This is a genomic window from Martelella sp. AMO21009, assembly GCF_053484295.1.
The window spans coordinates 83,117-104,663 of record NZ_JBAKFR010000002.1 but is presented as its reverse complement, the minus strand read 5'-3'; the positions used below and the strand labels follow the sequence as shown (position 1 = coordinate 104,663).

General features: G+C 63.1%; 21 protein-coding genes. 11 read left to right on the top strand and 10 right to left on the bottom strand.

The features are described from left to right. The first annotated feature begins 51 nt into the window (after positions 1-51). From V6766_RS02695 to V6766_RS02645, 11 genes are all read left to right on the top strand, one after another. Complete coding sequence (locus tag V6766_RS02695; RefSeq protein ID WP_448463375.1) at positions 52-594, top strand: MarR family winged helix-turn-helix transcriptional regulator; 543 nt, start codon at positions 52-54, stop codon at positions 592-594. Between the two features lie 100 nt (positions 595-694). After that, positions 695-1,345 (top strand): thiamine diphosphokinase, encoded by a 651-nt coding sequence (locus V6766_RS02690; protein WP_448463373.1) that lies wholly within the window; start codon positions 695-697, stop codon positions 1,343-1,345. A gap of 6 nt (positions 1,346-1,351) precedes the next feature. Next, positions 1,352-3,169 carry an ABC-F family ATP-binding cassette domain-containing protein gene (locus V6766_RS02685; RefSeq protein ID WP_448463371.1) on the top strand — a complete coding sequence of 606 codons (1,818 nt, stop codon included), beginning with the start codon at positions 1,352-1,354 and terminating at the stop codon, positions 3,167-3,169. After that, the gene (locus V6766_RS02680) at positions 3,169-3,723 is read left to right on the top strand and encodes a gamma-glutamylcyclotransferase family protein (protein ID WP_448463369.1); all 555 of its coding nucleotides are present in this window, start codon (positions 3,169-3,171) and stop codon (positions 3,721-3,723) included. The genes V6766_RS02685 and V6766_RS02680 overlap by 1 nt, the downstream gene beginning before the upstream one ends. A 60-nt stretch (positions 3,724-3,783) precedes the next feature. Next, positions 3,784-4,962 (top strand): AI-2E family transporter, encoded by a 1,179-nt coding sequence (locus V6766_RS02675; RefSeq protein WP_448463367.1) that lies wholly within the window; start codon positions 3,784-3,786, stop codon positions 4,960-4,962. Between the two features lie 224 nt (positions 4,963-5,186). Continuing rightward, on the top strand, positions 5,187-6,713 hold the full coding sequence (locus V6766_RS02670; protein ID WP_448463365.1) for a sugar ABC transporter ATP-binding protein: 1,527 nt from the start codon (positions 5,187-5,189) through the stop codon (positions 6,711-6,713). 29 nt (positions 6,714-6,742) lie between these two features. Continuing rightward, a complete protein-coding gene (locus V6766_RS02665) occupies positions 6,743-7,711 on the top strand; it encodes an ABC transporter permease (protein WP_448463895.1) in 969 nt (322 codons plus the stop codon). Between the two features lie 106 nt (positions 7,712-7,817). Then, positions 7,818-8,732 carry a substrate-binding domain-containing protein gene (locus V6766_RS02660; RefSeq protein WP_448463893.1) on the top strand — a complete coding sequence of 305 codons (915 nt, stop codon included), beginning with the start codon at positions 7,818-7,820 and terminating at the stop codon, positions 8,730-8,732. Between the two features lie 140 nt (positions 8,733-8,872). After that, positions 8,873-9,925, top strand: coding sequence for a sugar phosphate isomerase/epimerase family protein (locus V6766_RS02655; RefSeq protein WP_448463363.1), 1,053 nt, complete (start codon positions 8,873-8,875; stop codon positions 9,923-9,925). 389 nt (positions 9,926-10,314) lie between these two features. Further along, on the top strand, positions 10,315-11,499 hold the full coding sequence (locus tag V6766_RS02650) for a Gfo/Idh/MocA family protein (RefSeq protein ID WP_448463361.1): 1,185 nt from the start codon (positions 10,315-10,317) through the stop codon (positions 11,497-11,499). Between the two features lie 241 nt (positions 11,500-11,740). Next, positions 11,741-13,108 (top strand): GH1 family beta-glucosidase, encoded by a 1,368-nt coding sequence (locus V6766_RS02645; RefSeq protein ID WP_448463359.1) that lies wholly within the window; start codon positions 11,741-11,743, stop codon positions 13,106-13,108. Between the two features lie 55 nt (positions 13,109-13,163). On the opposite strand, the gene V6766_RS02640 is transcribed toward V6766_RS02645, so the two are convergent. The 10 genes from V6766_RS02640 to tal all read right to left on the bottom strand — a co-directional run bounded on the left by V6766_RS02640 (position 13,164) and on the right by tal (position 21,412). Continuing rightward, entirely contained in the window at positions 13,164-14,300 is a 1,137-nt protein-coding gene (locus V6766_RS02640) for an ABC transporter ATP-binding protein (protein ID WP_448463357.1), read from the bottom strand. A gap of 88 nt (positions 14,301-14,388) precedes the next feature. Beyond that, entirely contained in the window at positions 14,389-15,606 is a 1,218-nt protein-coding gene (locus V6766_RS02635) for an ABC transporter substrate-binding protein (protein ID WP_448463355.1), read from the bottom strand. A 155-nt stretch (positions 15,607-15,761) separates the two neighbouring features. Further along, complete coding sequence (locus V6766_RS02630) at positions 15,762-16,619, bottom strand: carbohydrate ABC transporter permease (protein ID WP_448463353.1); 858 nt, start codon at positions 16,617-16,619, stop codon at positions 15,762-15,764. Further along, a complete protein-coding gene (locus tag V6766_RS02625) occupies positions 16,616-17,500 on the bottom strand; it encodes a carbohydrate ABC transporter permease (protein ID WP_448463352.1) in 885 nt (294 codons plus the stop codon). The genes V6766_RS02630 and V6766_RS02625 overlap by 4 nt, the downstream gene beginning before the upstream one ends. A gap of 11 nt (positions 17,501-17,511) precedes the next feature. Then, positions 17,512-18,690: a Gfo/Idh/MocA family protein gene (locus tag V6766_RS02620; protein WP_448463350.1), complete on the bottom strand. Its 1,179-nt coding sequence runs from the start codon at positions 18,688-18,690 to the stop codon at positions 17,512-17,514. 296 nt (positions 18,691-18,986) lie between these two features. Further along, the gene (locus V6766_RS02615) at positions 18,987-19,196 is read right to left on the bottom strand and encodes a hypothetical protein (RefSeq protein WP_448463348.1); all 210 of its coding nucleotides are present in this window, start codon (positions 19,194-19,196) and stop codon (positions 18,987-18,989) included. 60 nt (positions 19,197-19,256) lie between these two features. After that, positions 19,257-19,493, bottom strand: coding sequence for a hypothetical protein (locus tag V6766_RS02610; RefSeq protein WP_448463346.1), 237 nt, complete (start codon positions 19,491-19,493; stop codon positions 19,257-19,259). Between the two features lie 115 nt (positions 19,494-19,608). Then, on the bottom strand, positions 19,609-19,845 hold the full coding sequence (locus V6766_RS02605; RefSeq protein ID WP_448463344.1) for a hypothetical protein: 237 nt from the start codon (positions 19,843-19,845) through the stop codon (positions 19,609-19,611). Positions 19,846-19,913: 68 nt separating this feature from the next. Then, on the bottom strand, positions 19,914-20,150 hold the full coding sequence (locus V6766_RS02600; protein WP_448463342.1) for a hypothetical protein: 237 nt from the start codon (positions 20,148-20,150) through the stop codon (positions 19,914-19,916). A gap of 305 nt (positions 20,151-20,455) precedes the next feature. Next, entirely contained in the window at positions 20,456-21,412 is a 957-nt protein-coding gene (gene tal, locus V6766_RS02595) for a transaldolase (RefSeq protein ID WP_448463340.1), read from the bottom strand. Between the last annotated feature and the right edge of the window lie 135 nt (positions 21,413-21,547).

Here is a 21,547-nt window from a genome sequence, read left to right as displayed (position 1 = left end):
ATATGCACTATGCATGTTTCAAAATTTCCGATGATCTGATAGACAGAGAGCATGGACGAAAAGCGCGACACGACACCCCCCGACCAGGCCGACGCCATGGACCGGATTTCCGACGCCATGACGCAGCAGCGGCTGATGATGCGTCGCCGCATTATCGGGCGGATCGCGATCGCCAATGTCGCGCCGGCGCTCGAGATCACCCATCTCGATGTGCTCGACGTGGTCTATCGCGCCGGCGAGGACGACCGCGCGACGATCGGCTCGGTTGCCGAAGGCATGCGCATCGATCCCTCGCGCGCAAGCCGCATCGTCGCCGAACTCGTTTCCCAGAACGTGCTGGAACGGCGCGTGTGCCAGAACGATGCCCGCCGTTCGATCCTGGTGATCACGGCGAAGGGCAAGGTGCTGCTCAACGAGGTTCACGCGGTCAAGCGGCGGCTTCTCGAAGGCGTCACGGAAAACTGGTCGGCCGATGACCTCGACACCTTCTCCAGGCTCTATCAGCGCTTCGTCAACGGCCTCGAGGATTACGCCCGCATCCATGCCGCCGGCGAAGCCCCCGAGATCGCGCCCAAGGCCCGTTCGGCCAGTTAGGGAACAGGCGGGATCCATGAGCCCTGTGGGCTCTCTCCAGTCTCACGCGCCGCCTGAACCGCCCTTCCCTTTGCGCCCGATCCGCTCTATTGCGTAGGCGATGAACGAGACCTTCACGATATTGCTGGGCGGTGCGCTTGCGGTTGATGACCGGGTGCTGGCGCTTGTGGCCGGAAGCCGAGTGATCGCCGCCGATGGCGGCATGCGCCATGCCGGGGTGCTTGGCGTGCAACCGGAAGTCTGGGTCGGGGATTTTGATTCCACCGATGCCGATCTGGTGGCCCGCTTTCCCGAGATCACGCGCAAGAGCTTTCCGCCCGCCAAGAACCTGACCGATGGCGCGCTCGCCGTTGAAGAGGCGCTGGAGCGGGGTGCTCGGCGGATCGTGATGGCCGGCGCGCTGCAGGGCGAGCGCACCGATCACGGACTGATGAACATGCTGCTCGCCGTCCGGCTCGCCGGCGACGGCATCGACATCGTGCTGACCTCGGGCGAGGAGGAGGCCCATCCGCTGCTTGCCGGGGAAACGGTGGTGGAGATGCCGGAAGGCGCGCTGTTCTCCGTGCTCGGCGTGTCCCACCTCGCGGGCCTTTCGATCGACAACGCGGTCTATCCGCTTGAGGATTTCGCCCTGCCCTTTGGTGCTGCGCGCGGCGTATCGAACAAGGCGAAGGGCGGGCCGGTGCGCTTCGGCTTGAAAAACGGTTCGGGGATCATCATTCTCCGGCCGCATGATTTTTCGGGAGTATGAGGCTTTATGCCGCCGATTTTGAAACTGGACGATATCCATCTGAGCTTCGGCGGAACGCCGCTGCTTGCCGGCGCCGGCCTGCAGGTCGAGCCGGGGGACCGGATTTGCCTTGTCGGGCGCAACGGATCGGGCAAGTCGACGCTTCTGAAGATCGCCGCCGGTCTGGTCGAGGCGCAGTCCGGCGAAATCTTCCGCCAGCCGTCCGCCACCATCCGCTATCTCGAACAGGCGCCGGATTTTTCCGGCTATGCCACCGTGGAAGCCTATGTCGCGGCGGGTCTTGCGCCCGGCGACGAGCATTACCGCGCTGATTACATGATGGAGCATCTCGGCATTTCGCCGTCGGCCGATCCAAAGAAACTCTCAGGCGGCGAGGCGCGCCGTGCGGCACTTGCCCGGGTGCTCGCCCCCGAACCCGATATCCTGCTGCTCGACGAGCCGACCAACCATCTCGACCTCACCACCATTGAATGGCTGGAAGAGGAGCTTGCCGGCACCCGTTCGGCCATGGTGCTGATCTCGCATGACCGGCGCTTTCTCGAAAACGTCTCGACCGCCACCGTCTGGCTCGACCGCGGCATTGCACGGCGGATTGACCGGGGTTTCGCCCATTTCGAGGAATGGCGCGACAAGGTGCTGGAGGAGGAAGAGGCCGAGCAGCACAAGCTTGCGCGCGCCATCGTGCGCGAGGAGCACTGGCTGCGCTATGGCGTCACCGCCAGGCGCAAGCGCAACATGCGCCGGCTTGGCGAACTGCATGACATGCGCGCCCGCCACCGCGGCCATCAGGGGCCGCAGGGGACGGTCAACGCCACGGTCAGCGATGTGCGCGAAAGCGGCAAGCTGGTGATCGAGGCCGAGAACATCACCAAATCCTTCGGTGACCGCACGATCGTCAAGCCATTCTCGCTCCGGGTCTCGCGCGGCGACCGCATCGGTCTCGTCGGCCCCAACGGGGCGGGCAAGACCACGCTTTTGAAGATGCTGACCGGCCAGCTTGCGCCCGACAGCGGCTGGGTCCGCCTTGGCGTCAATCTCGAAATCGCCGTGATCGACCAGAAGCGCGAGGAGCTCGACCCCGACGACACGCTGGCGCATTATCTCACCGACGGGCGCGGCGATACGCTGCTGGTCAATGGCGAGCAGCGCCACGTCGCGGGTTACATGAAGGATTTCCTGTTCCAGCCCGAACAGGCCCGCACGCCGATCCGCAACCTTTCCGGCGGCGAGCGCGCGCGGCTGATGCTCGCCCGCATCCTGGCGAAACCGTCCAACCTGCTGATCCTCGACGAGCCGACCAACGATCTCGACATCGAGACGCTGGACTTGCTGCAGGAGATCGTCGCCGGCTTTGCCGGCAGCGTCATCCTCGTCTCCCATGACCGCGACTTTCTCGACCGCACCGTCACCTCGACGATCGCGCCGGCCAATCCGCTGTCGCCGGATGGCGAATGGCTGGAATATGCCGGCGGCTATTCCGACATGATGGCGCAGCGCAAGGGCGCCGCTGCCGAGGCGAAGGCCCAGGAAAAGAAGGAAAAGCAGGCCGCACGGGAGAAGGCCGCGCCGGAACCCGCCAAGGCGAAAGGAAAACTTTCCTACAAGCAGAAATTCGCGCTGGAAAACCTGCCGAAGGAAATGGCGAAGATCGAGGCGGATATCGCCAAGCTCGAGGAACGCATGGCCGATCCGCAATTCTTCGCCCGCGATCCGGATGGTTTCTCCAAGGCGGCGAAAGTGCTGGAGCGTGAGCGCGAAACACTGGCCGCTAAGGAAGAGGAATGGCTGGAGCTGGAAATGCTGCGCGAGGAACTGGAAGGCTGATGGCGCTCGCCTATTTCGCCTATGGCTCCAACATGCTGACCGAGCGGCTGACGCGGCGCTGCCCCTCGGCGCGGCCCGTTGGTCCGGCCGTGCTGGAGAACCACGCGCTCGCCTTTTCCAAGATCGGCAATGAGGGATCCGGCAAGGCGACGATCGTGGAGCGGCCAGGCGAGGCAGTGTTCGGCGTGGTGTTCACGCTCGACCTGAGCGAACGCGATCTGCTTGATGCGTTCGAAGGCAAAGGCAAGGGCTATGACCGCATCGATGACTGCGCGGTGCGCCTCCTGAAGGACGACGCGACGGTCTCAGCCTGCACCTACAAGGCCCCGCCCGCCTTTCGCGATCCGACGCTGCTGCCCTTTGACTGGTATCATGCGCTGGTGGTTGCCGGCGCGCGCCAGCACGGTCTGCCGGCGGATTATGTCGACCAGCTCGCCGCCGCCCCTTGCCGCGCCGATCCCGACCGTTCGCGTCCGTCCGGGATCGAGGCAGGAGAGGCTCTGGCGGGCGCGGGCTTTGATGGCGACGGGGCTTTTGCTGGCTATCGGCCTTGAAAGGCGATATGGGGGCAGCATAGATAATGCCGGGCTGCGCCCACGGGAAAGAAACAGGCGATGGATCAGAAACCGCATCACAGGACGCAAAGCTGGATCGGCACGGCAGCCGCCGCCCGCGCGCCGCTGATCCCCTCCGTCACGGCGGCGCGCTGGCTGCTGCTCGGCGTCGCGCTCGCCGCGATCTATTTCTTTCACGGCTTCCTGGTGCCGGTGCTGGCGGCGCTGATCATCGCCTTTGCCTCGCAGCCCGTTTACCGCAAGCTTGACCGCAGGCTTGGCGGGCGGCGCAAGATTTCCGCCGCGATCGCGATCTTCCTGATCCTGCTGTTTTTGATCCTGCCGATCGTCTTCGCGGTGATCTACATGTCGCGCGAGCTCGAGGCCTGGATCACCTGGGCCGCGGAGGCCAACCGCGTCGGCGCGCCGGTGCCCGACTGGATTTACAACCTGCCCGCCATCGGCGCATGGGTTGCGGCGAAGTGGCAGGAATATCTCGGCCAGCCCGGCGATATCGGCCAATTGATCCAGGCCGTCAGCGGCGAGAATATCGGCAGCATCTATCGCACCGCCCTGTTCGTCGGCGGCCGGGTGTTCGGTCTGGCGCTGGCGGCGCTGTTCATGCTGATCGCGCTGTTCTTCCTCTACAAGGACGGCGACAAGTTCGCAGCCCAACTCGACATGATCGGCGAGCGGCTGTTTCCCGACCGCTGGTACCGGATCTCGCGCGTGGTGCCGGCAACGATCTCCTCGACCGTCACCGGCATGACGCTGATCGCCATGGGCGAGGGCATCGTGCTTGGCACGGCCTACTATCTGGCCGGCGTGCCGAATTTCGTGTCCTTCGGCCTGCTGACGGCGGTGATGGCAATGGTGCCGGGCGGCGCGCCGCTGACCTTCACGCTGATCTCGGCCTATCTGGTGGCGCGCGGCACGCCGATCCACGGCATCGCGCTGTTTGCCTGGGGCACGATCGAGCTTTTCATCGTCGACAAGACGTTGCGCCCGCGCCTCGTCGGCGGGCCGATCAAGCTGCCCTTCCTGCCGACCTTTTTCGGCCTTGTCGGCGGGGTCAAGACCATGGGGCTGATCGGGCTGTTCGTCGGCCCGGTGCTGATGGCGCTGATCGTCGCGATCTGGCGCGAATGGGTGCTGGAGGCAAACCTCGCCGCCGCCGAAAAGCCGGCCGAAGCCGAGCCCCCGCCTTCGCAAGGCCCGACCGCAATCGGCCAAGACTGACCCGACCTCTTCTGAAGCCGCCTCCTGGAGACGGTTGCGACGGCGAAACATGCTTTACGTACATCATTTTTCCCGCTAGGCTCATCAGGGAAAGGGCAGCCGTCGCCGCAAGGGCGAATCCGCGCCCGTTTTGCGCCGCTCGGGAAGGCGGCGCGGAGGACCATCTTCCGGCGCGACGCGCCGGAGAGAAATGAGCGCTTTGGCAACAGCGCCTGGGGAGGATCATGATTGAGAAAGCGGGCGGAAACGCCGCTATTCTGCAGACCGAGGGGCTCAGGAAATCCTTCGGCCCGATCGAGGTGCTGCACGGCATCGATCTTTCCGTTCGCGCCGGCGAAATCCATGCCGTGATCGGCGAAAACGGCGCCGGCAAATCCACGCTGATGCGGCTTCTGGCCGGCAACCTGAAACCGTCTGCCGGCTCCGTGAAGGTCGACGGCGCGCCTGTCAGTTTCGAAAACCCTGTCGAGGCGGAAGCCGCCGGCATCGTGCTGGTGCATCAGGAAATCCTGCTCGCGCCCGATCTCACCGTGGCGCAGAACATTTTCCTCGGCCGGGAGGTTCGACGCGGCCTTGCCGTCAACGACCGGGTGATGAACGCCGAAGCCCACAAGGCGCTGCTCGAACTCGGCGCGGACATCGCGCCCGATACCCCCGTTTCCAGGCTGTCGATCGCCAAGCGCCAGCTCGTGCAGATCGCCCGCGTGCTGTTGACCCCGCACCGGGTGGTGATCTTCGACGAGCCGACCGCCTCGCTGACGCCGTTCGAGACCGAGGCGCTCTTGAAGGTCATCCGCGCGATCCGCGACCGCGGAGTCGCCGTGCTGTTCATCTCCCACCGCCTCAACGAGGTGAAGGCGATCGCCGACACGGTGACCGTTCTGCGCGATGGCCAGCTGATCGCCAGCCGCGATGCCGATACGCTCGAGCCCGCCGACATGGCGAGGCTGATGGTCGGTCGCGACGTCTCCAAGCTCTATCCCGACCGCGCCCATGACGGCGCAGGCCTGCCGGTGCTGCAGGTCGAGGACTTTACCGTGCCGGGCTATGCCGAACGCTGTTCCTTCACGCTGAATAAGGGCGAGATCCTCGGTTTCGCCGGCCTGATCGGCGCCGGACGCACGGAGCTGATGGAAGGGTTGCTGGGGCTCAAACCCGGCAGGGGCACGGTGCGGCTGAATGGCCGGTCGGTCAACTTCAATGCCCCGATCGCGGCCCTACGCTCCGGCATCGTCTATCTTTCCGAGGATCGCAAGGGCAAGGGGCTGCTCTTGACCAAGGACCTTCGAACCAACCTCACGCTTTCCGCTCTCGACCGGTTCACGAAGAACCTGCAGGTCGACCGCAAGGCCGAGGACAAGGCGCTCGACGCGGCGATCCGCGACTTCGATATCCGCACCGGTTCGAAGGAACTTGCCGCCGGCGAACTGTCGGGCGGCAACCAGCAGAAGCTGCTGCTTGCCAAGATGATGCTGCTCGAACCCGAGATCGTGATCATCGACGAGCCGACGCGCGGCATCGACATCGGCAACAAGGAACAGATCTATAAATTCATCGCCGACCTTGCCCGAAACGGGCATTCGATCATCGTGGTCTCCTCGGAAATGCCGGAGCTAATCGGCCTTTGCGACCGGATCGTGGTGATGCGTTCGGGCGAGATCGCCGGCGAGGTGACGGGAGAGGACATGAACGAAAACGAGATCGTGGTGCTGGCGACCGGCGTTTCCGGCAAGCGGGAGATGGCGTCGTGAGCGGGCAGGCTGAAACCAATTCCGGATTCATGAGCCGGCTCGACCTTCGGGTAATGGCGCCGTTCCTGGCGCTGGCGCTGCTTCTGGTGCTCGGCGCGTTCTCAAACCCGAACTTCCTGACGGTCACCAATCTTATGAATGTGGCGACGCGCTCGGCCTTCATCGCGATCATCGCCGTCGGCGCGACCTTCGTCATTTCCGCCGGCGGGCTCGATCTTTCCGTCGGCTCCATGGTCGCCTTTGTCGCCAGCCTGATGATCATGTTCATCAATACGGCGGTGATTTCCAGTCCCTATCTGCTGATTGCGACCGCCATGGTGCTCGCGATCCTGATCGGCATGGCCTGCGGGCTTTTGAACGGGGTGATCACCACCGTCGGGCGGGTCGAACCCTTCATCGTCACGCTCGGCACGATGGGGATATTCCGGGGGCTGACGACATGGCTGTCGCAGGGCGGCGCGATCACGCTTAAGGATTTCGACGTCCAGTCGGCCTATCGCCCCGCCTATTTCGGCACCGTGTTCGGGATTCCGGTTCCCGTGATCGCGATCGTGGTGACGGCGCTGATTGGGGCCTTCGTGCTCTATCGCACCCGCTTCGGCCGCCATGTGATCGCCGTTGGCTCAAATGAAGAGGTGGCGCGCTATTCCGGCATCTCGGTGCGCAATATCCGGATCATCACCTATCTGATCCAGGGGCTCTGCGTCGCCGTGGCCGTCTTGTTCTACGTGCCGCGCCTCGGCTCGACCTCGGCGACCACCGGTATCTTGTGGGAGCTGCAGGCGATCACCGCCGTGGTCGTCGGCGGAACCGCACTCAGGGGCGGCGTTGGCCGCATCTGGGGCACGATCTGCGGCGCCTTCATTCTGGAGGTTGTCGGCAACATCATGCTCTTGTCGAACTTCATTTCCGAATATCTGATCGCCGCCATCCAGGGCACGATCATCATCATCGCCATGCTGGTGCAGCGTTCGCTGTTCAACAGGCAAAAAAGTTAACGCTTGCGGGTTTTACGGACCACCCGCAGCCCGGACATTCCGGACTGAAACGGTCCGCCACTTGGGAGGATTAAGCATGAAACATATGGTATTGGGCGCGACCCTTATGGCGGCGACATCGCTTGTCGGCGTTACGCAAGCGCAGGCGCTGACGGTCGGCGTATCCATCCCGGCCGCCGACCATGGTTGGACAGCCGGCATCGTCTACCACGCCGAGCGCGTGGCCGAGGAACTGATGGGCGAGTATGAAGATCTCGACATCATCGTCAAAACCTCGCCCGACCCGGCAAGCCAGGCCAACGCCGTGCAGGATCTGGCCGTGCAGGGCATCGACGCGCTGGTGATCCTGCCGACCGACCCGGATCCGCTGGTCAACGCCATCATGCAGGTCAAGAGCCAGGGCGCCTTCGTGACGCTGGTCGACCGCGCGCCGTCCAACAACGACAGCAATGTCCGCGACCTCTATGTCGCCGGCAACAATCCGGCACTCGGCGCCGTCGCCGGCGAATACATCGTCGACACCACGCCGGACGCCGAAGTGGTCGTCATCCGCGGCCTGCCGATCCCGATCGACCAGCAGCGCCAGGACGGCTTCGACGCAGCGCTCGAAGGTTCCAACGTCAAGGTTCTGGAAAAGCAGTTCGGCAACTGGAACCGCGACGACGCCTTCCGCGTGATGCAGGACTATCTGACCAAATATCCGAAGATCGACGTGGTCTGGGCGCAGGATGACGACATGGTCGTCGGCGTGCTGCAGGCGATCGAGCAGTCCGGCCGCGACGATATCCAGTATGTCATCGGCGGCGCGGGCTCCAAGGACATGATCAAGAAGGTCATGGACGGCGACAGCATGATCCCGGTCGATGTGCTCTATCCGCCGGCGATGATCGGCACGGCCATGGAACTGACGGTCGCGGGCCTGATGGATCAGGTGCCGGTGGCCGGCAGCTACATCCTCGACGCCACGCTGGTGACCGAGGACAATGCCGAGGACTACTACTTCCCGGATTCGCCGTATTGATCCGGTAGGCCGCCCCCATAGGGCGGCATGACAGAATACCCCGGCGGAGCCTCCAGCCCTGCACGAGCAGGGCCGCTTCGCCGGAAACCCGAGGTGCATGCCACCGACACGACGCGACCGCATAGAACGGAGGAAATATCATGAAGACGATCAAGGGACCGGCCATCTTTCTCGGTCAGTTCGCGGGCGACGAGGCCCCGTTCAACAGCTGGGACGCGATCACCAAATGGGCGGCCGATTGCGGCTATGAGGGCGTTCAGGTGCCGACCTGGGCCGGCCAGCTCATCGACCTGAAGAAGGCCGCCGAATCCAAGGACTACTGCGACGATTTCAAGGGCCAGGCGCGCGAGAACGGCGTCGAGGTGACCGAGCTTTCAACCCACCTCCAGGGCCAGCTCGTCGCCGTTCATCCGGCCTATGACGAGGCCTTTGACGGCTTTGCGGCGCCGGAAGTGCGCGGCAACCCCAAGGCAAGGCAGGAATGGGCCGTCAACCAGGTGAAGATGGCGATCTCCGCCTCGAAGAATATGGGCATCAACGCCCATGCGACCTTCTCCGGCGCGCTCGCCTGGCCGTTCCTTTATCCCTGGCCGCAGCGCCCGGCGGGCCTGGTGGAAACCGCCTTTGCCGAACTTGCAAAGCGCTGGACGCCGATCCTGAACCACGCCGACGAGAACGGCGTCGACATCTGCTACGAGATCCATCCGGGCGAAGACCTGCATGACGGCGTGACCTTCGAGATGTTCCTCGACCACGTCAACAACCACCCGCGCGCCAACATGCTCTACGACCCGTCGCACTACGTGCTGCAGTGCCTCGACTATCTCGACAACATCGACATCTACAAGGACCGGATCAAGATGTTCCACGTCAAGGACGCGGAATTCAATCCGACCGGTCGGCAGGGCGTCTATGGCGGCTATCAGGGCTGGGTCGATCGTGCCGGGCGGTTCCGCTCGCTCGGCGACGGCCAGGTGGATTTTGGCGCGGTGTTCTCGAAGATGGCCGCCAATGATTTCGACGGCTGGGCCGTGGTCGAGTGGGAATGCTGCCTGAAACACCCGGAAGACGGCGCCCGCGAAGGCGCGGAATTCGTACGTCACCACATCATCCGCGTCACCGAAAAGGCCTTCGACGACTTCGCCGGCGGCGGCACCGACGAGGCCGCCAACAAGCGGATGCTGGGGCTGTAGGGTTCGCTGGCGCAGGCGGTTCCCCCCTCACCCCAGCCCTCTCCCCTCCGGGGCGAGGGGGCTTGCTGATCGAGGTGATGGGCAGAGAACCAGCCACACGATCCCTTCTCCCCGCCGGGGGAAGGTGGCGGCAGCCGGATGAGGGGCACGGGCGCAAAGAGGAAACGGAGAAGAGCGGCTGTCGGAGGGCCGCAGACAAGCACAACGGCTGGCGTGGGCTGATAGCCTCCCCCCTCACCCCAACCCTCTCCCCCCGGGCGAGGGAGCACGCTGATCGGGTTGAGAGGCAGAGAGCCAGCCACACGACCCCTTCTCCCCGCCGGGGAGAAGGTGGCGGCAGCCGGATGAGGGGCACCACCCCGGACAAAGACAATTCAGGAGAACACGACATGGCGATTGAAGGCAAAGACGAGAAATATTCCGGCCGCATCCGGCTTGGCATGGTGGGCGGCGGCTCGGGCGCGTTTATCGGCGGCGTGCATCGCATCGCGGCGCGGCTTGACGATCACTACACGCTGGTCGCGGGCGCGCTGTCGTCAACGCCGGAAAAGGCGCTGGCCTCGGGCAAGGAGCTCGGTCTCGACCCCGAGCGCACATACGGCTCCTATGAGGAAATGGCCGAGAAGGAAGCCGCGCGCGAGGACGGGATCGAGGCGGTCGCGATCGTCACCCCCAACCACATGCATTTCGGCCCGGCCAAGGCCTTTCTGGAAAAGGGCATCCATGTCATCTGCGACAAGCCGGTGACTTCTAACCTTGAAGACGCCAAGGCGCTGAAAGAGATCGCCGACAAGGCCAATGCGCTGTTCATCCTCACCCATAACTACACCGGCTATCCGATGATCCGCCAGGCTCGCGCCATGGTGGAAAAGGGCGATCTCGGCGATATCCGCCTGATCCACGCCGAATATCCGCAGGACTGGCTGACCGAGCCGGTTGAACGGCAGGGTTCGAAACAGGCCGAGTGGCGCACCGACCCGAAACGCTCGGGCGCGGGCGGCGCGCTGGGCGATATCGGCACCCACGCGCTGAACCTTGCCCTGTTCGTCTCCGGGGCCGCGGTCGAAAGCCTCGCCGCCGACCTCGACAGTTTCGTGGAAGGCCGACAGCTCGACGACAACGCCCATGTCATGCTGCGCTTCAAGGAGAAGAACGGCGTCAGGCCCAAGGGCATACTGTGGGCAAGCCAGGTCGCGCCCGGCTTCGAAAACGGTTTGAAAATCCGCATCGCCGGCACCAAGGGCGGGCTCGAATGGGTGCAGGAACACCCGAACATTCTGTGGTTCACCCCCTTCGGCCAGCCGAAGCAGATGCTGACCCGCAACGGCGCCGGGGCGCTGCCGGAATCCACCCGCGTTTCCCGCATTCCCGCCGGCCACCCGGAGGGCTATCTCGAAGGCTTCGCCAACATCTATTCGGAGGCCGCGCTCGCCATCAAGGCATACCGCGATGGCGGAGAAGCCCCCGACGTGATCTACCCGACGATCGAGGACGGCGTGATCGGTCTTGCCTTTGTCGAGGCCTGCGTGGAATCCGCCAAGAAGGACGGCGCCTGGGTGAAGCCCGACGTCTGATGCGCTTCGGCCCTGCATGCGCGCTCAACGGCGCCATGCCGGGCCGGGTGACGCAATTCGGCAACGTTGCGCGAATAACTTCTGTAACGTTACAGATTTGCCGCTGGCGTTCTGTACAAAGCGCTTTGGATTTTCTAGAGATCGGCCTCGAAAAAGCCGTTGCGCCCTGGCGTTGCAGCGGCAAGACGACTGAAACCGGGTGGCATCGTCCTCATCCGGTCGAGACGAAAGGATATCCAGCATGATCGATCCCAAGGCCCTGGCCGGACGCTTTCCGTCCGATTTCATGTTCGGCGTCGCGACGGCCTCCTACCAGATCGAAGGCGCTGCCCGCGAGGATGGCCGCAAACCGTCGATCTGGGATGCGTTTTCCCACATGCCGGGCCGCACTTTCAATGGCGACAGCGGCGATGTCGCCTGTGATCACTACCATCGCCTCGACGAGGACCTCGACCTGATCAAGTCGCTCGGCGTCGAGACCTACCGGTTTTCGATCGCCTGGCCGCGCATCATTCCCGATGGCCGCGGCCCGATCAACGAGGCCGGTCTCGACTTCTACGACCGCCTGATCGACGGCTGCAAGGAGCGCGGCATCAAGACCAATGCGACGCTCTATCACTGGGACCTGCCGCTGACGCTTGCCGGCGATGGCGGCTGGGCCGCGCGCTCCACGGCCTACGCCTTCCAGCGCTATGCGCAGACGGTGATGAAGCGGCTCGGCGACCGGCTCGACATGGTCGCGACCTTCAACGAACCCTGGTGCATCGTCTGGCTCAGCCATCTTTACGGCGTTCACGCGCCGGGCGAAAAGTCGATCGACGCCGCTCTTGCCGCACTCCACACGATGAACCTCGCCCATGGCCTCGGCGTCGAGGCGATCCGCCAGGAAGCGCCGAACGTGCCGGTCGGCATCGTCTGCAATCATCAGGCGCTCGAGCCGGCAAGCGACAGTGCCGAGGATATGGCCGCGGTCGAACGCGCCTTCCAGTTCCACAATGCCTGCTTCTTCGATCCGATGCTGAAGGGCGAGTACCCGGCGGATTTTATGGCCGCCTATGGGGAACGCATGCCGGAGATCGAGGACGGCGACCTTGCGACCATCAATCAGAAGCTCGACTGGTGGGGCCTCAATTACTACCGTCCCATGCGCATTGCCCATGACGGCAGCCCCGACGCGGCATTTCCGGCGGCAAGAGAAACTGCCCCGGTCAATAATGTCCTCACCGATATCGGCTGGGAAGTCTGCGCCCCCTCGCTCGGCAAGCTGATCAAACAGCTCTACGACCGCTACGACCTGCCGGACATGTACATCACCGAGAACGGCGCCTGCTACAATATGGAGCCGGTCGACGGCACGGTGGACGATAGCCCGCGCACCGAATATCTCTCCGAGCACATTGCGGTCTGCGCCGACGTCATTGACGCGGGCATTCCGCTCAAGGGTTACTACGCCTGGAGCCTGATGGACAATTTCGAGTGGGCAGAGGGCTACCGCATGCGGTTCGGCCTGGTGCACGTGGATTACGACACGCAGGAACGCACCATCAAGGACTCTGGCAAGTGGTACAAGGCGCTTGCCGAGACCTTCGGCGAAAGCGAAGAGGCCTGATCAGCCGACCGTGAGCTTGACGCCAGCGGCGGTGCGCCGCTGGCCAAGCACGGACTCACCCTTGCGCTTCGGGCGCCAGCACTTTCTCGAAATCGAAATCCTTGAGTTCGACGCGGCGCTCCAGCGCGTTGCCGTCGCCATCGAACAGGTGGCAGTCGGCGGCGTTGATGCCGATCACGACGTCCTCGTCGACGCGCACCGGGGCCGAGCCCGAAGTCAGCGAGCAGAAGGTCTTGTCTTCGCCAATCGCCGCATAGGCGATGGTGTTGATGCCGAGGCGTTCGATCACCGTCGGCTTGATGGTGATCGCGAGTTCTCCGCCGCCGAGCACGGTATGCTCAGGGCGAATGCCGAGCGTCAGCGTTTCGTCGACGAGGCCGTCGCGGGGCTCCACCGGAACGGTGAGGCTCTTGCCGTCATATCCCACGGTGACGCCCGACTGATCCGCGCCGGTGCAGGTCACCTTCAGGAAATTCATCGGCGGGTTGCCGATGAAGCCCGCGACGAACAGGTTCTGCGGCTTGTGGTAAAGCTCAAGCGGCGCGCCGACCTGGGCGATATCGCCGGCGTTCAGCACCACGATCCGGTCGGCCATGGTCATGGCCTCGACCTGATCATGGGTCACATAGATCATGGTTGCCGCGAGGTCGTGGTGCAGGCGGGTCAGTTCGATCCGCATTTCGCCGCGCAGCGCGGCATCGAGATTGGAGAGCGGCTCGTCGAACAGGAAGATCTTCGGTTTGCGCACGATCGCGCGGCCGATCGCCACGCGCTGGCGCTGACCGCCCGACAGCATGCCGGGCTTCTGCTGCAGGCGCTCGCCGAGCTGCAGGATATTCGCCGCCGCTTCGACGCGCTCGCGCACTTCCGGCTCGGCCATTTTCTGGACGCGTAGCGGAAAGGCGATGTTCTCGTAGACCGTCATATGCGGGTAAAGCGCGTAGGACTGGAACACCATCGAGATGCCGCGCTTGACGGGGGCGAGATTGTTGACGCGCTCGCCGTCGATGGTGATGTCGCCGGAGGTGATGTCCTCAAGGCCGGCGATCATGCGCAGAAGCGTGGACTTGCCGCAGCCGGACGGGCCGACGAAAACCACGAATTCGCCCTCATGCACCTCGAGATCGATGCCCTTGATGACATCGTAGATGCCGTAATTCTTGTAGATGTTTTTGAGATTGAGCTGTCCCAAGAGGTCTCTCCTGCCGCATCCGGGAAGCCATTCCAGGCCAACCCGCAAATGGGAAGCCGCCCGGCGGGGTCGCCGGGCGGCCTTCGTATTACTTGTACTCTTCGATCTCGGCCGCGGTCGAGGAGAGGATCTCGGCCGGCTCGGCGGAACCGATGACCACGGACTGAACCATGTCGACCATGGCGTTCTGGAACGCCTGGTAGTCGGTGAACAGCGGCTCCGGACCGCCGAACTCGATACCGTCGAGGAAGGGTGCCCAGGTCGGATCCTCGGCCACCATTTCCTGAACGCCCGGCACTGGACGCAGCGGCGTCAGGCCGTGGGTCTTTTCGTAGTAGAACTGGTTTTCCGGGTTGGTGAGCCACTTGGCGAGGCTGATCGCCTGTTCTTCCACGCCCGAACCATCGAAGACGGCCATGCTATCGGTGATCAGAAGCGTGCCCGGGCCTTCACCCTGCGGGCCGACCGGCAACAGCGCCACGCCCCAGTTGAGATCGTCATTGACGCGGTTTCTCACCCACGGGCCCTGCTCGATCATGGCCACCTGGGCGTCGTTGAACAGCGGCGTCAGCTCGTCCTGCTCGTAAGCCGTCGGGCCTTCTTCCGACACGTCCACCATCTTGCCGTACCATTCCAGCGCCTCCAGGTTCTGCGGGCTGTCGAGCACGATATTGCCGTCGGCGTCGATGACCTGGCCGTTATTGGTGTAAACCCAGTGCAGATACTGGTGCATGGTGTTGTCGAAGCTCTTGGCGGTGAGGCCGAAGCCGGGCGTGCCGGTCTTTTCCTTGATAGTGGCGGCCATGTCGTAGAGTTCCTGCCAGGTCTTCGGCGGGGTTTCCGGATCGAGGCCGGCCTGTTCGAACAGGTCCTTGTTCCAGTAGAGCGCCTTGGTGGAGAAGGCGACCGGAACGCCCCACTGCTCGCCGTCGAAGGTGACGGTGTCGACGATGTGAGGATAGTAGGAGGCCTTTTCCTCCTCGCTCATCGGGATCGGCACGATCAGTCCGTTTTCGGAAAGCTGCTTGAGCGTACGCGATCCCATATAGGCGAGCGCGATCGGCGTGCCGGCAACGGCGAGGTTGGTGGCCTTGTCCTGGCACTGGCCCCAGCCGACCACCTCGGTCTCGACCTTGTAGCCGGGGTTGTTTTCTTCCCATTCGGCGATGAAGCCGTCATAGCCTTCGGCAAGCTCGTCGCCGCACTGGATCATCGAGACGACCTTGTCTTCGGCGGAGGCGACGGAGGCCGAGGCGACAAGCGCGAGCGTTGCGACGCCGAGGCTGAGTTTCTTCAGATCAGGCATTTCAAATTCCCCTATCTTTCGTCCAGTCGATGATCGCCCGTGGACGGTGCGGGCCTTTGCGTTTCGGCAGTCAAATCCCTGCCGTTCAAACTGGCGGTCGCATGCGGCGCATGTTCTCCCGATCGCCAAATCAGTGGACGGTCGAAACCGCCGGGTCAGGTCTTCACCGCGCCTGCCGTCATGCCGGCGACGAGGTAGCGCTGAAGGAACAGGAACACGATGAACACCGGCAAAATGCCGACGAAGCTTGCCGCCATCAGCTCGTTCCAGATCACCTCCTGACGTCCGAAGAAGGCATAGAGCCCGACCGGAAGCGGCATGTATTCGGTCTTGGAATTGAAGGTCAGCGCGAAGATGAACTGCTGCGCGTAGATCGTCAGGAAGGCGGCGATCGCGACAACCGAAATGCCCGGCATGGCGAGCGGCACGATCACCCGGCGGAAGGTGTAGAACCGGCTTGCGCCATCGACCAGCGCCGCTTCCTCCAGCTCGCGCGGAATGCGCAGCATATAGGTTCGAAGCAGCCAGATGCCGGTCGGAATGGTGAAGGCGACGCCGGGCACGATCATCGCGAAATAAGTGTTGATCAGCCCGAAGGAGCGCATCAGCCGGAAGAGCGGGATCAGAAGCACCGCGCCCGAGAACATGTTGACCGCCAGGAACGCGCCGAGCAGCGGCCCGCGGCCCTTGAACTCGAAGCGGGCGAAGGCATAGGCCGCCGGCGTCACGAAGATCACCGAAAGCGCGGTGCCGATGCCGGCAATCAGGATCGAGTTGAAGATATAGCGCCCGAGCAGCGGCACCCGCTCCCACATATCGAAATAGGCGGCAAGCGAGGGATCTTCCGGCCAGAATTTGTAGGGCGCGGAAAACAGGTGATTGAGCGGCTTCAGCGACACCATGAAGCCCTCGAAGAACGGCGCCAGCACGAAGGCCAGGAACACGGCGAGCCCGGCATAGACGCCGATCAGCTCGTACCACTTGTAATGATGGATGCGGGCGGTGGGTTTCATCGTGCGGCCTCCCCGGAAAAGCGGCTGACGGCGCGGAAATAGACGAAGCAGAAGATCGACAGGAAGATGCAGATCAGCACCGCCCGGGCCGCACCGGCGCCGAACTTGTAGGAGCCGATCGCGACCTTGTAGGTATCGATGATCATCGTCGTGGTCGCATTCGACGGACCGCCCTTGGTCAGGATCCAGATGATGTCGAAGGAATTGAACGTCGAGATCAGAGAGATCATCGACATCGTCACCAGGGCCGGCACGATCAACGGCAGCGTGATGCGGCGGAAGCGGTAGAACCGGCCGGCGCCATCGGTCCATGCGGCCTCGTAGAGATCGGACGGGATCGACTGCACGGCGGCCAGCATGTAGATCGTGACCATCGGCACGCCGATCCAGACATCGGTGACGATCGTGGCGATGAAGGCCGAGGTGCCGGTGGCAAGGATCGGGAACGGACCGTCAAGCAGGCCGAAGCGCTGCAGCAGGCCGGAAATCATGCCGAACTGGCCATTATACATCCAGCCCCACATGAAGATGCCGATCGCCATCGGCACGATCCATGGCGGCATTGTCAGCACCCGAAACAGCGTGCGGCCGGGCACGGCGGCGCTCAGAAGCACCGCGCCGAACACGCCGATCACCATCTTCGCGGCAACCGAGAAGAAGGTCCAGATGAAGGTGCGCAGGATCACCTCGCCGAAGCCGCGCTCGAAGATCTTGAAATAATTCTCCAGCCCGACCCAGTCATAGGTCCGCTTCAGCGAGGCATCGGTGAAGGAGAGGTTGATCGTGTCGAGCAGCGGATAGGCGACGATCAGCAGGATATAGATCAGGGCGGGGGCGAGAAGGAGCCAGGCGAAAATGACGGCTGAGCGTTTGGTATCCATCCCGGTCCCCCTCAGCCCGCGGCTTTCGCTTCGGCGGTCTCGCCGTGAAGCAGCGCGTCATAGCGCGCCCAGACCGGCGCGAGATCGATGACCTTGCGCTCGCGCCGGGCCTCGTCCATGGCGAGCGCCAGAATGCCGGCCTCGATGGCGTCGAGTGCGGAGACCGGCAGCGCCGCCCCACGGGTGATATGGGCGATCACATCCTCGGCCATCTGCTCGTCCGCGCCGTAATGCTGCGAGCGTTCCGACGGCGCGGAATAGGTGCGCGACACGGTCTTCTCGCCGGTGCGGGCGTCATGGACATCGAGGAAGCCGCGCACGAAATCGCCTTCGGCCATGCCCTTCGCGCCGATCACGCAGAAGCGGCGGAATTCGTCCGGCACATTCAGATTGGTGTGGAAGGTCATGGCGACGCCATTTTCATATTCGACGGTCGCGGTCTGGTAATCGATGATGTCGCCGTCGCTGTCGAAGACCTTGTCCGAGCCCATCCAGCCGCTCGGCTTGCGGTGATAGACCTCGATATCGTTGGCGCCGGCGCCCTGTGGCGCATTGGCCGGCGTGAAGCTCTTGCGACCGCCGAAGCTTGCGACATAACGCGGCCGCGCGCCGACGACGCCATTGTAGAGGTCGAGATCGTGGCAGCATTTTTCCAGCATGAACGGCCCGGAATAGCGCGTGTTGCGCCGCCAGTCGCGCATGAAGAACGCGCCGTGATAGGGTGCGATATGCTCCGACGCCTCGATCGAGACCACATCGCCCAGCCGGCCATCGGCCTGGGCCGCGCGCAAATCGCGGTAAAGCGGCGAATAGCGCAGCACGAGGCCGACCAGCAGCCGGTCGTGGCCATAGGTATGGAGGAGGGCCGCGAGTGCGTAGCTTTCCTCGATACTCATCACGATCGGCTTTTCGGTGAAAACGGTCAGCCCCGCCTCAAGCCCGATGCGGATATGGTCGAGATGCATGAAATTGGGCGAGCCGATCATCAGGAGATCGAAGATCTCGTTTTCGATCAGCGCTTCGGGCGTCTCATACGCCTTGCCGGGAGAAATGCCATCTTTTTCAAGCGTTTCGAGACCTGCGGGCGCCGGATCCACATAGCCCACGATCTCGAAATCGGGGTCCATTTCGGAAAACACCACGCCAAGATAACCCAGACGGAAACCGAGTCCGATAATAGCGACCTTCATGGAGGACTGTTCCCAACATTTTCGTAATTTATTTTCTTCAGACTGAGACAAGAAAGCCGAAACGTCAACAAACTTTCGCTAAAAAAATGACTTCATGAAAATGATTTTCAAAACTGGGATTGGATGAGGTCTCGATGACAGGGCCCGCCGCGCGCCGGCAGCGCCCGCCACACGACAAAAAAAGGCCCCGGAGAACCGGGGCCATCCTGAGGTGTAGGGGGGCAAGTCACCTCGGGCATTGCAGCCGATGATAGGCTCTGCCAGCGTAGGCGGCGAAAGCCGCATTCTGCTCGGTATCAGTCGGCGGGCTGCTGGGCCTCGTCGCTGACGGTCATTCCGGCGTTCTCCGCGGCGTCGAAGCGCTCGGCGCTTTCGATGTCGGTGCCGCCGGCGGAAACCATCATCCGCAGGCCGTCCATCGGGATCGCCGCAGGCTGGAGAGCGAGGGCCGCCGGCGCGGTGGCCAGCAAAAGGACCAGGGCTGAGGGGACCGTGAACCTTGTCATTGCCATTGCTCCTGAAACAGTGCGACGCCGGAAACCGGCGCGCACGGGTAATCTGACGCGTCAGTCGTCGCTTTGGCGAACCTGATCGACGAGCTTGAGCGAACCGTCATCGGCCACGCGGAAGTAGTTCACGTAGCGGTCGCCGAACTTGTCGGTGCTGTTGATCTGAACCGTCGAGCCGACCGGGGCCTTGGAAAGCGTGCCGGTTTCCGGAACGGCCGAAGGCTGGATGGCGAAGGCGGCCGGTGCGGCGGCCAGAAGGGAGAAGAGAGCGGCGGATGCTGCGATCTTTTTCATTTCGAATAATCCTTTGAATCTGCGCATCGTGCTTTCCGTAAATCGATCCCGATTTCCGGGCCGATGCGCCAGGAAGAGTGCGGCGCCGTCGCCGGCGCCGGTCACCTTGGGTGTTTCAGTCGTCGCTCTGGCGAACCTGGTCGACCAGCTGAAGCGAGCCGTCATCGGCCACGCGGAAGAAGTTGACATAGCGGTCACCGAACTTGTCGGTGCCATTGATCTGAACCGTGGAGCCGACCGGGGCCTTGGAAAGCGTGCCGGTATCCGGAACGGCCGAGGGCTGGATGGCGAAAGCTGCGGGGGCTGCCGCGAGAGCGGAGACCAGGGCGGCGGTTGCTGCAAACTTGTTCATTTCAGAATACTCCTTGGGTATTTCAGTCAGTTGCGGCGCCGTTTTCCGGCGCGCGATTATTGGTGGTTTCAGTCGTTGCCCTGGCGAACCTGGTCGACCAGCTGCAGCGAACCGTCTTCGCTCACGCGGAAGAAGTTGACATAGTGGTCGCCGAAATTGTCGGTGCCGTTGATCTGGACCGTGGAGCCGGCCGGGGCCTTGGAAAGCGTGCCGGTGTCTGGAACGGCGGAGGGCTGGATTGCGAAGGCCGCAGGGGCTGCTGCGAGAGCGGAGACCAGGGCGGCGGTTGCTGCGAACTTGTTCATGATGAAACTCCTTTGATCATCATTGTGTCGTTTGATGACTGGGAGATGGGATTTAATCATCTGATTAACAAGTCTCCGTTTTAGAGCCGCAGCGTCGTTTTTTTGTTGACGGTCCACTCCGAAGTCCTTGATGCCGCTCCGTTTTTCAGAACAGAGCTGTCTGATCAGCGCGACAATTCGCGTTATAAATCAAGTGATTAAATTGGTATCGAGGCCACTGCTTGCAAGTCCGCAGGCGCAATTTCGGGCAATAAAAAACCCGGCCGCGAGGCCGGGTTGATTGGGTGATTTTTTTCGAAAAATTTTCAGGCTTCGAGCTTTTCGGCCACCAGCGTGCGCAGTTTTCCGAGGTCCTTGGCGAAATTGCGGATGCCTTCGGCAAGCTTTTCGGTCGCCATCGGATCCTCGTTCATCATCCAGCGGAAGGTCTTCTCGTCCATCTCGATCTTGTCCTCGGCCTCGAAGACATCGGGCGTCAGCTTGCGCTCCAGCTTGCCCTCGTCGGCGGCGAGTTCTTCCAGGAGGTTCGGGGAGATCGTCAGCCGGTCGCAGCCGGCAAGGCCTTCGATCTCGCCGGTATTGCGGAACGAAGCGCCCATGACCACGGTCTTGATGCCATTGGCCTTGTAGTAATTGTAGATCGAGCGGACCGAGAGCACGCCCGGATCGGTTTCCGAGGTATAGGTCTCGCCGGTGTCCTTCTTGTACCAGTCCAGGATACGGCCGACGAAGGGCGAGATCAGGAAGGCGCCGGCATCGGCGCAGGCGATCGCCTGGCATTTGGAAAACAGCAGCGTCAGATTGCAGTCGATGCCTTCCTTCTGCAGGATTTCGCAGGCGCGAATGCCTTCCCAGGTGGAAGCGAGCTTGATCAGGATGCGCTCGCGGCCGATGCCGCGGTCTTCATAGGCCTTGATGATCTCGCGCGCCTTGGCGACGGAAGCCTCCGTATCGAAGGACAGGTCGGCGTCGACCTCGGTCGAAACCCGTCCGGGCACCAGCTTGACCAGCGCCGCGCCGACATCGATGGCGAGCCGGCTTGCGACGGCGGCAACGACGTCATCCTTGGCGCCGCCCTGTTCCTTGCCCCATTTGATCGCCGCGTCGAAGGCGTCGTCGAACATGTCGGTGGACAGTGCCTTCAGCACGATCGAGGGATTGGTGGTGCAATCGACCGGTTTCAGTTTCTCGACAGCGCGAATATCGCCGGTATCGGCAACGACCGTGGTCATCTCGCGCAATTGGTCTAGCTTGGAAGCCATTTTCCTCATCCTTCCTTCTCTGGCGCAGCCCATAAGGCCGGCCGCAATCCTGTTCCGCCGAAGCCATCGCGGCGCTCCCGCGATGATAGCGGGTCGCGGTGATGCGTTCATGACTGTTCGCAGACATCGGCCCGC